This window comes from Mogibacterium pumilum (assembly GCF_002243385.1).
Classification (GTDB): Bacteria; Bacillota; Clostridia; order Peptostreptococcales; family Anaerovoracaceae; genus Mogibacterium; species Mogibacterium pumilum.
Window position 1 is genome coordinate 230,600 of record NZ_CP016199.1, and the last position, 13,388, is coordinate 243,987.

Annotated in this window: 11 protein-coding genes; 1 reads left to right on the plus strand and 10 read right to left on the minus strand. The window is 43.3% G+C overall.

Going from position 1 to position 13,388, the window contains the following annotated elements; all coding sequences use genetic code 11:
- Positions 1–144: 144 nt before the first annotated feature.
- The 4 genes from AXF17_RS01220 to AXF17_RS01235 all read right to left on the minus strand — a co-directional run bounded on the left by AXF17_RS01220 (position 145) and on the right by AXF17_RS01235 (position 5,366).
- Positions 145–1,800: a ClC family H(+)/Cl(-) exchange transporter gene (locus AXF17_RS01220; protein ID WP_094233442.1), complete on the minus strand. Its 1,656-nt coding sequence runs from the start codon at positions 1,798–1,800 to the stop codon at positions 145–147.
- A 288-nt stretch (positions 1,801–2,088) separates the two neighbouring features.
- Complete coding sequence (locus AXF17_RS01225) at positions 2,089–3,597, minus strand: DUF1846 domain-containing protein (RefSeq protein WP_094233443.1); 1,509 nt, start codon at positions 3,595–3,597, stop codon at positions 2,089–2,091.
- Between the two features lie 64 nt (positions 3,598–3,661).
- Complete coding sequence (locus AXF17_RS01230) at positions 3,662–4,144, minus strand: DUF1934 domain-containing protein (RefSeq protein WP_094233444.1); 483 nt, start codon at positions 4,142–4,144, stop codon at positions 3,662–3,664.
- Positions 4,145–4,154: 10 nt separating this feature from the next.
- Entirely contained in the window at positions 4,155–5,366 is a 1,212-nt protein-coding gene (locus AXF17_RS01235) for an FprA family A-type flavoprotein (RefSeq protein ID WP_094233445.1), read from the minus strand.
- Between the two features lie 207 nt (positions 5,367–5,573).
- On the opposite strand from AXF17_RS01235, the gene AXF17_RS01240 reads away from it, so the two are divergent.
- Positions 5,574–7,031: a S1C family serine protease gene (locus AXF17_RS01240; RefSeq protein ID WP_094233446.1), complete on the plus strand. Its 1,458-nt coding sequence runs from the start codon at positions 5,574–5,576 to the stop codon at positions 7,029–7,031.
- 172 nt (positions 7,032–7,203) lie between these two features.
- Here AXF17_RS01240 and AXF17_RS01245 read toward each other — a convergent pair whose 3' ends face one another.
- From AXF17_RS01245 to tadA, 6 genes are all read right to left on the minus strand, one after another.
- The gene (locus AXF17_RS01245; protein ID WP_094233447.1) at positions 7,204–9,330 is read right to left on the minus strand and encodes a heavy metal translocating P-type ATPase; all 2,127 of its coding nucleotides are present in this window, start codon (positions 9,328–9,330) and stop codon (positions 7,204–7,206) included.
- Positions 9,330–9,674 carry a DUF6110 family protein gene (locus AXF17_RS01250; protein ID WP_237049052.1) on the minus strand — a complete coding sequence of 115 codons (345 nt, stop codon included), beginning with the start codon at positions 9,672–9,674 and terminating at the stop codon, positions 9,330–9,332. Before AXF17_RS01250 ends, AXF17_RS01245 begins: the two co-directional genes overlap by 1 nt.
- A 591-nt stretch (positions 9,675–10,265) precedes the next feature.
- Complete coding sequence (locus tag AXF17_RS01255; protein ID WP_094233448.1) at positions 10,266–10,934, minus strand: GntR family transcriptional regulator; 669 nt, start codon at positions 10,932–10,934, stop codon at positions 10,266–10,268.
- Positions 10,925–11,926, minus strand: coding sequence for a 4-(cytidine 5'-diphospho)-2-C-methyl-D-erythritol kinase (locus AXF17_RS01260; RefSeq protein WP_157682512.1), 1,002 nt, complete (start codon positions 11,924–11,926; stop codon positions 10,925–10,927). The genes AXF17_RS01255 and AXF17_RS01260 overlap by 10 nt, the downstream gene beginning before the upstream one ends.
- Before the next feature lie 104 nt (positions 11,927–12,030).
- Positions 12,031–12,819 carry an Ig-like domain-containing protein gene (locus AXF17_RS01265; protein WP_094233450.1) on the minus strand — a complete coding sequence of 263 codons (789 nt, stop codon included), beginning with the start codon at positions 12,817–12,819 and terminating at the stop codon, positions 12,031–12,033.
- A complete protein-coding gene (gene tadA / locus AXF17_RS01270) occupies positions 12,820–13,341 on the minus strand; it encodes a tRNA adenosine(34) deaminase TadA (RefSeq protein ID WP_094233451.1) in 522 nt (173 codons plus the stop codon).
- Positions 13,342–13,388 lie beyond the last annotated feature (47 nt).

A 13,388-nucleotide genomic window follows, 5' to 3' on the forward strand; every position in this document is an offset into this window, starting at 1 on the left:
ATTTTTAATGTATCGTTTCTTCTAAACTAAGGTAATCTTTACTTATCAGAGAATACAACCAGTCTCTCTTCTCATCTTTAAAGCCTATAAATTTTTCATTTATTAAAAATACTGTCATTATAATGATTCATTTCGAAATATGGCTTACTCGACAGATATCGCCTTGCACTTTTCATCAAGGACCGCCTCGGTAGCTGCAATATCTTTAAGGCGACAAAGTATCTCCAAATCATCACCTCCGTTTAGGATAGTTGCTCCATGAGGAATAATTTCCTTACCATCCCTCATAACCGAAACTATTAGGCTTCCTTCAGGGAGACCGAGTTCCATGACCTTGTGCCCATCCATCTGCGAGCCGAAATGTACACTCGAATCAATTACAACCTTACGTTCACGAATAGAAATTCTCTTCTTAACATATTTTTTATCTACCTTATTGTAAACATCTTTTAAATACTCATGATCTGGTACACTGTTTCCACTCTCTGCTTTCTTTCGCTGTCTCCTATGCATAAGCTGATCATAGACCGGTTCTCCTCCAAGTAGATCTGCAACGACATATGCTACTAATGAAGTTGCCACGAGCGACAATAACGTCATAAAGTTGCCTGTCATTTCTGTAATGAGAATTACCCCTGTAATTGGAGCTCTCACGATGGCAGAAAAGAATCCCGCCATAGCAATTATTACGAAACCCTTGATATAATATTCCTCTACACCAAATACCTCGCTTAGGAATGTAGAATACAGACCTCCCATGATCGCTCCGATAACGAGTAATGGTAAAAAAATACCTCCAGGTGTCCCCGTACCGAAACTCCCTGTCGAGAAGCAAAGCTTTGCGATGAATAATATAAAAAGTGCCCCAAGTGCAAACTTACCTGAACTGATGATCTCTACGAGTTCATTTCCACTGCCGAGAACTATCGGATAGATGAACATCATCAGAAACGAAATAATAAACATAATTCCTATACTGAAGAATTTGCTATCAAATCTATCAAAGAAATCTTGCATCTTATCGAGCATCTTATTGTAGATGACGCCGAGGATTCCGAGTATTACGCCGAGTAGAATTACAGCCCAGTAGAGGCGGAGCGGTATTCTGTGTTCTACGTCAAAATCGAATACAGGCTTGAGACCGATGATATTCACAGCAATATAATCTGCAACTGCGCTCGCAGCCATCGTGGATACAAGAACTTCTGCTGAAAAGTTCTTGTGGAGTTCCTCAAGTGCAAATAGTACTCCCGCCAACGGAGCCCCGAATGCGGCGGCTAGTCCCGCGCCGGCGCCACAGCTCATCAAAAGTCTCTCTTCAGTCAGCAGCGCATTCTTCCGGCGCGCGAAGCCCTTGCCAACCATACCTCCAAGCTGAATGCTCGGGCCCTCTCTACCGAGAGCCAAGCCGCCGCCAATAGCCAGAACGCATCCCGCAAATTTAGCAGCCAGCACTTTGCACCAATTCTGATCCTCAAGACCCTTCAGCTCACCCTCGATTTGCGGGATGCCGGATCCCGAAATATCTGGTTCATAGCTAAGCAGCTTATCCAAAATCCAGGCAATTAAAATCAGTGTCATCAGAACTACAAAGGCATATATCGGTCTCACTTTAACTAGATGAACTGCCATATGGCGAGCCTGATCAGCTTTCACAATCATAATTCTGAACAGGGCAATAACCAGTCCGACAATCGAACCAACCGCTATGCCTTCTAGTATGAGCTTATATTTGAATCTCTGTTTCTGTCTAATGTTGCGAACAACGTAGCTCTTATCTAAACTGCGTTTTGCAGCCATATCTATTCCTTCCTGTCTATCTGAATTTTAATTTACTGATGAGAGAGCTCAATAATACGCAAATTCTTCATACGTTCTCTATCCCTATCTTCATCAACCTTACTGCATCTTAAATTGCTAGCTTCACTATTGTAGCCGGTTTATATCTCTATTATAACAGACGTTTACCTGCTCGCTAGTGGTTCGAGACCAATAGCGAGTTAAAATCGCTATTAACTAAAATACAGGGATATATTGGGCAGCAGCCCTAAACAGAACTGCTGCCCAATATATCCCCCTACAAATCAATCACTTCGAATACAGATCGCTAGTCGAAAACTCCGGGTTAGAAGTCATGTCTATTCCCAGAGACTTCAGTGTCTGCTCATCTCTATCGCTCAGAATCGCAGTGCTATGAGCTCTGCAGCCACGTAGTTTATACAGCTTCTTGAGCGCGTAATCTGCTGTTGGATTAGTCATGGTCGACATAGTCAGAGCCATGATAATCTCTTCGCAGTTGAGAGCGGATTTATCTCCAAAGAATTCTACATTCATCTTCTGCAGATTCTCTAGTACCTGCGCTGAGATAACTGGAATGTCATCAGCTAGACCAGCTAAAGTCTTTATTGCGTTTAGAATCATAGCTGCTGAAGCTGCCATCCTGTGCGAACTTCTGCCTGTAACGATTCTGCCATCAGGTAGCTCAATAGCGGCCACAATTACATTCTCATAGCGCTCATTCTCCGCACGCTTCATCTCCGCGTATTCCTCTGCAGGTTCAACGACCTTTCTATCATAGCGAGTAGCACCAACCTCTTCCATGAGCAGCTTTGTGCGCTCCAGCACGGATTCATCAATCTTACCCTTCTTGTAAGCAACCTCTGCAAGAAGATACCTTCTGATTATCTCCTGCTTAGCTGCTTCGCGACATATATTATCATCAATGATGCCGAATCCGGCACGGTTAACACCCATATCGGTTGGTGACTGATATACGCTGGCATCTCCCGTAATCTTATCGAGTATTCTCTTGAGCACTGGAAATGCCTCGATGTCTCGATTGTAGTTAATCGCTGTAACACCGTACGCCTCTAGATGGAAAGGATCGATCATGTTCACGTCCTTGAGGTCGGCAGTTGCAGCTTCATAAGCGATATTTACAGGGTGCTTAAGCGGAATGCTCCATATTGGGAAGGTCTCAAACTTCGCATATCTAGCCTTCGTTCCACGTCTGTACTCGTGATAAACTTGAGACAGCGATGTCGCCAGCTTACCAGATCCACCACCAGGTCCAGTAACCACGATGAGTGGCTTCGTAACCTCAATGTATGGATTTGCACCATATCCCTCATCGCTGACGATAGTGTCAACATCAGTCGGATACCCCTTTGTGTAATTGTGCTTGTAAGTGCGAATGCCTCTACGCTCCAGCTTGTTGATGAACATATTAACCGCTGGATTATTATCGTATCTAGTCACGACAACTGAATTAATCTCCAGATCATAGCTGCGGAAAGCATCGATGAGTCTCAGAACTTCGAGGTCATAAGTGATACCGAAATCCTGTCTCGTCTTGCTGGAAATAATATCTCCTGCATATATGCAGATGATTATTTCTGTCTGGTCCTTCATGCGGTTAAGCAATTTTATTTTGGCATTCTCATCAAAGCCGGGCAAAACCCTCATCGCGTGCTTGTCCTGAACAAGCTTTCCTCCAAATTCAAGATATAGTCTACCGTCCCCATCTTGAATTCTTTGGAGGATGTACTTCGACTGCTCTTCGATGTACTTCTCCGCACTAAAACCGACACTTCCCATTTTCTGATCCTTTCTAAATCGTTTTGATCTGTAATCGCAAATCCTCGCCATCTCGTTTGCAGCGCTAGCAAGGTTTAACTTCTATCTCGAGCTTGTTTCTCAGATTGACATACGGCTCCATCTTGATCTTGTAGTCAGCAGATATCTTGCCGAAACCATCCTCATCAAGCGAGCTCTCAACCTTATTGGTATATATCTCCATCTCGAGGTTTCCAGCGGGAATAACGTATCTCGTAATGTTGAGTACGCCCTCTTCAAGCTGCATGTCCATCATACCAGCTCCGTCATCCTTGCCGTACCTTCTAATCTGAAGCTTATCATCACCTTCAAGCTTCAATATAGTCTTGGTGTTCTCAAGTCCACCATCCTCGACCTCATCGTATGTGATATATGTGGACTTTCCTTTGTTGTATAGGAAGCCCTCTGTACTCACTTCGATGTTGTCCTCCAGTATTAGCGTTCTCTTGTAGGTTTGACCACTTGGTACGAGCTGCTCAGTATACTGGTTGTTCGATATTACCAGGTTTACACTTTTCTTATCTGCCATTAATTCCCTCTTATGCCTGAGCCTGAACAGATGCAGCGATTACCTTCGCTAGATCTGCAACAGCCTGAGCTGAATCCTCTTTTACAGAGGACTTAATTGTTACAATATCTCCTACAAATTCGATATTCTGCAGTCCTTCAAAGAACTCCTTAATAAGCTTTCCGCTCACTGGGTTCCATGAACCGTTCTCGATAATGCTGACTTTCTTGTTGCACACGCCCATGGACTTCATCTCTCCAAGGGCTTCTTCCATCTTAACGAAGATTCCATTGTTGTAAGTTGTACAAGCAATTACGATGTGGTTGTATCTAAAAGCCTGTGGGAGCACATCCATTGGGTCCCAGTGCGATACGTCCATCAACTTCATGCGAGTAACTCCATCCTCTGCAAGCTCACAAGCAAGAATTTCTGCTGCGTTTTTAGTATTGCCATACGGTGAAGCATATAGAATGAGAACTCCGTTCTCCTCGGACTCGTAGCGTGCCCAAGTTATGTACGCATTGATATATTTCTCAAAATCCTTACGGATGATGAATCCGTGAAGCGGACAAATCCTCTGAATATCGAGACCGCCAACCTTTCCGAGAAGCTTCTCGGTAAAAGATCCGTATTTACCAACGATTGTTGTGTAATACTTACGAGCTGATGGTAGCCACTCTAGCTCAAAGTCGTAAGCGTCAGCAAAGATGTTTCCATCGTGCGCGCCAAAGATTCCGAACGCGTCAGCCGAGAACAGTGAGCCTGTCGACTTCTCGAAAGTTACCATTACCTCTGGCCAGTGAACCATCGGCGCCATGTAGAATGTGAAGGTATGTGAACCTGTACATAGCTCATCGCCTTCCTTAATCTCCTCAAAATACTTATCAACATCCCACGTCACGTACTGCTTAACCATAGCTTTAATCTTCTTGCTACCGATTACCTTTGCCTCCGGATGTCTCATGATGAGCTCTTCTAGCGAAGCGCTGTGGTCCGGCTCAACGTGGTTTACAATTACATAGTCAAGCGATCTGCCGTCAAGCATGTAGTCAACGTTCTCATAGAAAACTCCTGCAACCGACTTATCAACGGTGTCCAGCACAACTGTCTTTTCGTCATCTATAAAATATGAATTGTACGCCATACCATCGTTCATTGGAATAGCTCCTTCGAAGACGGAGAGTTTACGCTCGTTACCGCCAATCCACCAAATCCCATTTGTTACCTTATAAACGCAATGCATTTCGTACCCCCCTTATAAGCTAAATTCAAATGCAAATTATGCATAAATCATATTAGTAGATTATACTACTTCGACGTGTAGTTCATCAACTTATATTGGTACGGTTCGAGTAATTTCTCACATAAAAAACATATATTTTGCTATTAAATAATTATTTTCACTATATAATGATTACAAGATAAAAAATAATATTTGAGGAGACTATCTATGAGTGATTTTGATCATACTACTCCAACTGAAAATAGCGGGATCAGCCCAACCGATGAAAGACTTGAAGGTGAGAGCCAAGATTCTATTCATGAAACCGTTCACGAAGACGCTGATGAATACTGGCAGGATGAAAACTCTATCTACGATGTGGAGAATGTCCACCTTCCTGAAGATCCTCCAGTCAAGAAGGAGTGGGGTAGCTATGCCCCTGAGGATGCCGGCGACTTCCTTCCAAGAGATGGCAAGGATCCTAACTTCGTGCTGATTGACGAAAATAGCAATGTCCTCGCCCCAAGGAACAGATGCACTAGAGGGAGCCACGTAGATTATGCAAAGCATGCTGCGGCTAGTAGTGATGGTATGCAGGCTCCCTACAACGTTCTAAATCAGAAGAGTCCAAACTACGTGACTAAGAAGTTCTTTATCATTACGCTTATAATCGCGATGACTCTTACCTCACTGATTAGTTCAGTACTAGCGGTGTTCTTCTCTAACAGAACGCCTTCATACAGAAATCTATCTACTTCATCGCTTCAGAGTACAACGGGCAACAAGCTTACCATAGATGAAATTACTAGTAAAAATGCTGATGCTGTAGTCGAGATTATGACTACTACTGGGGGCACTAGCGAAGGTGCTGGAAGCGGTGTCATCGTAAAATCAAACGGTTACATAGTTACGAATTATCATGTAATCGATGGTGCGACGACTATCGCTGTAAGACTTCACAACGGAAAGAGTTATTCTGCTAGCGTGGTAGGCTACGACGAGCAAACCGATATCGCGGTGCTCAAGATAGATGCTACTAAGCTCAACGCTGTTACTATCGGTAGGAGTAGCAAGCTATCTGTCGGAGACCTAGCTGTTGTAATCGGAAACCCTCTTGGCAAGCTCGGTGGAACTGTGACATCAGGCATAATAAGTGCCAAGGACCGTAAGATTGAGCTCGAAAATAGAACTCGTACGCTCATTCAAACAGATGCTTCTATAAATGAAGGGAACTCGGGCGGAGCACTGTTTAACGGCAGAGGTGAACTCGTCGGAATAGTAGTAGCCAAGGGTTCAGGAACAGGTATCGAAGGACTGGGATTCGCAATTCCAATCGACTCAGTTGCTTCATCCATAGACGATATAATCGAACATGGTACTATCACCGGCAAGCCGATGGCAGGAATTTCTATCTACGATGGCTCCGTAAAAGATAAGTCGACCGGCAAGAGCAGTGCAGCCGTTCTCATCGCTGAAGTAAATGGCTCAAATGCCAAAGCGGCAGGGCTCAAGACGGGCGATCAAATCGTATCCATTGACAACGAGAAAATCTCAACGGCTGAAGGCCTAATTTCAGCTATCCAGAGCCACCGCATCGGCGATACTATTAAACTCGGTATCATCAGGGATGGTGAGGAGATGACCATTTCCGTGAAGCTGCAGAGTTCAGCGGAGATTAAGAAGTAGTATATATCATGCAACATAAAAGCAGAACTCTTCATCTGAAGGGTTCTGCTTTACTTTAAAGTAGCTTTAAAGCCTTATGAATACCAGATACAGAATCAGCCTAAATTAGCGTTTCTTGTATCCTGTTACCATTGTCATAGCAAAACAAAAAACTGTTGCCCATGCGAAAAATCTATGCTTCTTCATAATCCAACTCCTTAATGTCTTCTTCAGACTCACTTAGTAGCGGTGTTGTGCTGTACAGTCCGCTGAGTATAGTCGATCCGTTGTGGAACAATGCCGATGACGAAGGTGTGATAATTCCTACAACACCTAGTCCAATAAGCCCAGCATTAAACGCCACGATGAACTTATAGTTGTTATCGATTCTGTTCATAAGCTGCATGCTTATCTTTCTCAGCAGCGCGATTCTATGGAGGTCATCCGACGAAATCGTGATGTCGGAGATTTCTCTCGCAATCGCAGCACCTTCATTTACAGCAATTCCAACGTCTGCTTCAGCTAGAGCAGGTGCATCGTTAACACCGTCACCAACCATGATTACCTTTCGTCCAGCAGCGTGTTCCGTTTTTATAAATTCAAGCTTGTCTTCCGGAAGCACCTCTGCACGATACTCCGTGAGATCGAGCTTCTTAGCTACTGCAGCAGCCGTTCTCTCGTTATCTCCCGTGAGCATGCATACCTTCGACACCCCTAGTTCATAAAGCTCCTTGATTACATCGGCAGCCTCTTCTCTAAGTGGGTCAAATATGCAAATTACCGCTTGTAGCACTCCGTCATAAGCAAGGTATAGATGCGAGTACTCTGTTGGCAGAGTCTCTAGCTTACCTTCTTCGCCCTCCGGCACTGTGCTCTTACTATCTTCAAATACAAAGTGATAGCTGCCTATTATCGCATTCTTGCCATCGATGTTACTCGAAATTCCGTGAGCAACCACGTAATCGACTTTAGAGTGCATCTCTTCATGCGAGATACTACGCTTTTTAGCCTCTTCAACTACTGCATTTGCAACAGAATGCGGATAATGCTCTTCTAGGCAAGCCGCAATTCTAAGGCTCTCCTTCTCACTAGCGTCGCCAAAAGTAATGATATCCACTACAGATGGTGTCGCATGTGTCAGTGTCCCCGTCTTGTCAAATACTACGGTGTCTGCTGTTGCAGCTGCTTCGAGGAACTTACCGCCCTTAACCGAAATGTCGTACTTGCTAGCCTCCTTGATTGCAGATAACATCGAAAGCGGCATCGCCAGATTTAGTGCACACGAGAAATCTACCATCAGGAATGACAGCGCTCTCGTCACATTTCTGGTCAGTAGGTAGGTTATTGCCGTTCCTGCCAGCGAATACGGCACCAATCTATCAGCGAGGTGGAATGCTCTCTCTTCAGTTTCTGACTTGAGTTTCTCCGACTCCTCGATAATCTTTACTATCTGGTCATACTTACCGGTTCCTGCTGACTGAGCAACTTCGATTACGCAGCTTCCGTCTTCAACGACAGTTCCCGCATATACATATCCACCAGCCTCCTTGTGAACTGGAATAGATTCACCAGTCATGGCCGCCTGATTTACCGAAACAGAACCTTCAACAACCTTTCCGTCTAGTGGAATAACGTTAGAAATTCCAACGACAATTTTATCTCCTGGCTTTACCTCTTTGACATCGACTAGCACGTCGACATCTTCTGTCCTCTTCCACACCTTTGTTACGTTAAGTGACATGACACTTGCAAGGTCTGTAACCGACTTGCGACGAGTCCATTCACCGAGAGTGTCTCCCACATTGAGCAGAAACATTACTGATGATGCAGTGTCAAAGTCGCCTCTGAGCATAGATGCTGTGATTGCAGTAGCATCTAGCGTTGCAACCTCAAGTTTGCCCTTAGAAAGCGATTTTATACCCTGAGCGATGAACTTGACACTCTTTACTATCGTCACACCGTTGCGTACCCAGATTGGCAAGAATAGCTTGCTTAGAGTTCTGAACATGAGCATGTTCATCATCTTTTCCTGGTACTTATGATCCAGTGCCCTGCTGGTCTGTTCCGGAACTAGCGCGATAGCCTTTTCATCACTGTAAGAGAAAGTCCTCAATGCTTCGAGAAGAGCTTTTCGTCCCTCTGCACCACCCCTATATCTAATCGACGCATCGCTCGTTCTGTCGTGAATTGTTGCTTGCACGACAAAGGGTTTATTTTTCAAATAGTATTCCAGAATATCCGCCCGCTCCATCGTCATCTTGTAATGTGGCAGACCCACACGTATCCTAGAACTAGATTCGTGAAGTATTACAAATCGCATTATTCAGCGTCCTTAATTTCTTCTACTTGTTTTTCAACAGCTTCTTTGTCCTCATCGTATGCTTCAACGATTGCTCTAGCCCTCTCAACCATCATCATCTCTTCTTCAGCATAAAGAACAGCGTTTATATCCATAGCATCCTCATAGATATCTTCGCAGTTCTCTTTGAGAGTTGTAGTTGTCTCCATAAGAGTATCCTTACCACGTAGAACTGCAGCTGTACAATATGTGTAAACCTTCTTAGCGTCCTTGCTTGTAAGTATTAGCTTGCCAACTGTTCCAGCGAGGAATCCTGCTGCAACGCATCCAATACCCATACAACTATGCTTTCCTAAAAATTTCATAATAAACCTCCTCGTATAATATGTTTTACCGACACATTTTCTTATGAAAAGTGTCATACAATAACTTGTTCAACTTTGGATATCCCAGCTTGAATTAATTCACACAATCATTGATTGTATCCAATATATCACTCCTGAAATTCGCTAGTCAACATTAACCTTTGTTGGACTGCCTTAACTTCAGCCGATTTTCAAGGGTTTTAGGGTCTCTATCGTTGTTCTCTATGTATATTCTACGATACATTGAAATTTTACCGGTATTTTTACCAACTCATTTTGTCCACCCTGTATCTTCTTTCAAAAAAGATATAACCGCTGCATCCATTGAAATTTCAACGACCACAGCGGTTTTTACCAACTCTTTTTGTCCTATAACCCAAATTTTTCGTTACGCATCAGGTTTGTATATATCTAGAAAATATGCAATCGGGAGACACCTGTTAGTAAAATACTGATATGTGAGAATGTGAAATTTAAGTACTAAAAAAGCGGGCAGTTTACGACCTGACCGCAACAACAGAAGGAATGATATGTCAGTTTCGATTACTCTCTAAGTTTGCATGCTTTTCGCCTTTTAAACTCTAAAGACCTTTATATCATGCCATTTCCTTTGTCTTTCTCTACGATAAACTTTCTGAGCGTATTGATATGATCTGATGCTGCTTTTCTAGCTGCTTCTGCATCGCCAGCTATGATTGCATCTACAATCTTCTTATGCTCAACCGGCTGAATCATATACTTGCCCTGGCTCTCATAGTATAAGTAACGGAATCTCATCGAGAGATCCTGCGCCTGCTTAACCATCTGCATGAGGGTCCTATTACCACTGCACTGAACTATATAATTATGGAGCTTAACGTCATACTCTACCATCTCATCCTTGTCGTTATTCTCCATTGCAAGCTCGCTAAGTCTGAGCAACTTCTTTAAAGCTGCTTTATCCTCATCAGTAGCTTTAACCGCAGCAATAGAAGCAGCGAGACCACCGAGGGTTTCTCTAACCTCAAATACATCTTCGAGATCCTTAATCGAAATCTCAGATACGTATGCACCGTGGCGCGGCTCGATGACCACCAGACCTTCGTTAGCAAGCTTGCGAATCGCCTCTCTGATAGGCGTTCTACTTACATTCATCTTCTCCGCCAGGTCAATTTCCATGAGCCTTGTGTGTGCCTCTATTTCACCCGTTAGAATTCGTTTCTTGAGCTCCATGTATACTAGCTCTCTAAGTGGTTTCTGAATCTGAAAATCTAACTCCATACGTCATGCCCTCCGCTCTTCGTCTTCCAGTATCGCCAAGTCGGTTCAACCCATCTAGCAGATTCTAAAGCCTTATAATCAGCCTCGAACCTAGTGTATTCAGTATAGTAAGCTGCCACAGTCGGCCCGCTTCCACTCATCAGAACTTCATCTGCCTGCAAATTTTCGCGAATTCGCGACACTAAACTCTGCACTTCTTCGTAGTTCGCAAGTGTGTACAGCTCAAGGTCATTGTAGAAGAGATTAATATCTACTTCCCTCTGAGCATAATCTGTGTCTTCTAGCTTCCTATCTATTGCCTCATAGACTTCTTTAGTAGATACGGCAATACTCGGATTAAATAAAATCACGAAATATGGTCTCGGCTCAACTGCCTCAACCACTTCCCCAATTCCGGAAACTATCGCAGCACTGCTAGCCTCTTCAATCTTGGGTAATCCCTCCAGTTCGTCAGCATTAAGATATGTATTCATCATTATAGAAAAAGGCACATCCGCTCCAACCTTAACTCCAACATCCATGAGTTCTCTCATAGATAGTGGATTACCGAGCAAGTGGTTCACTCCGAGCATAACCGCTGCAGCATTTCCACTGCCACCAGCAATGCCAGCTGCCACAGGCAGTTTCTTGTCGATTTCGATTGAGATGCAGTCTGCACCTCTCTCCTTCATCAAATCAGTAAGATTATATCTACCAGAAATCGCTCTAACGACAGATATCGCGCCCTTTACAGCCAGGTTGTCCGCAGTTAAAGGAATATTCCTATTAGCTGAAAACAAGTATATGTTAGTTTCTGAAAAAAAACAATTGTAATTGTAATTATTTATTTTTTTAGTTTTTATTTTCAAGGTATCGAAAATATTGATACCTTGCATGAATGACTTTATGTCGTGATAACCATCTGCTCTTCGGGATAGTACATATAGCGAAAGATTGATTTTGGCATATGCATTAAGCTCGATTTCAGATGATTTTACAGCATCTCTATTCATAAATCTCACCCTGGATTCTAAAAATGCGAGGATGCATTGCACCCTCGCATACATTGTACTATTTATTATACAAAAATGTTATATATAATTTGCGAATTTTCGAATTACTTCGAAGATTTTTTATGTCCTGACTTACGACTCTTAACAGGGCTTGGTTTATGAACCTTATACACGTTAGGGAGTAACTCACTGATTTCCAGTTTCTCCTCTACCTTATGTGTGCCCTTCTTCTTAGCGCGCTTCTCAGCCTTGGCAACTCTCTTCTTCTCTTCAGCGATTACTTCTTCAACTGACTTGCCAGTCTTCTTCGCTTCCTTATAAGGATTGAATGTGGTTTCTCCGGACTTTTCCTTCTCAACCTTTTCATCGTCATCCTTGTTGTGCTGCTGTCTGATTGTCACAACCATGATTCCACCGAACATGATTACCATCATGATCATGTTGATAGTTGTATTTAGCGTCTGATTGAAAGTCTTAAACTTTACAACAGTCTCCTTACCGAGAGTATTGCCATTGTCATCAACGAAACCAGCACTGATTACAAGCTTATACTCAGAGTTATTCTTAACCTTGAAATTTTTGTTAGTGCTGTCTCCAAGCACAAGTACAAGGCCTGAGTCATCGTTAGCAGTCAGAACCTTGATCGGGATCTTCTTGCCGTCTTTGTCTACAATCTTAACGCTCTTTGCATTATTAGCCTGTGCTGCTTTGCTTGATACAGAGTGGTTGAAGTAAAGCTTAACCCCCAGGTTCTCAATTGAGGTATTCTTCTGACCATTCTTAGGGTATGACGACTTCAGCGCAAAAGCTGTATCATCTGCTGCAAAGCACATAGATGTGCTGATAATAACCATAAGCATTGACAGAACTGCAATTAGTCCTCTTCTTTTCATCTAATTTTCCTCCAATATATCGACTTTGTCTTTGACTACATCTATATTTTTCTTGCGAAGCTGAGCCTTAGTTATCCTTAGCTCTCTAAAGAAGCTGGTAAGCACCTCCGCACATTCATCGGCAAGTATCCCGCGTTCTACATCTATCCTGTGGTTGAGATGTGCCTCATTCGTAATATCGAATATTGAACCAGCTGCTCCATTCTTAAGATCCATCGTCCCTATGTAAAGCTTATCCAGCCTCGAGAGTACCATCGCTCCCGCACACATCGAGCACGGCTCAAGCGTTACATACAGCTCGCATCCGCTCAGCCATTTACTGCCAAGCTTTGCTTCAGCTGTATCCATCGCCAGCATCTCAGCGTGAGCCGATGAAGATGCATATGCCTCCACCATGTTGTGAGCTCTGGAAATAATTTCACCGTCCTTCACTATAACAGCTCCGACCGGAACTTCTCCGAGCTCTGCAGCTATATAGGCTTCTTTCAAAGCTTCTTTCATGTAGAAATTGTTATCTCGCATATCAGTTTACTTTATCATAGAGCCGTGCATTTTTCAAATTAAAAACA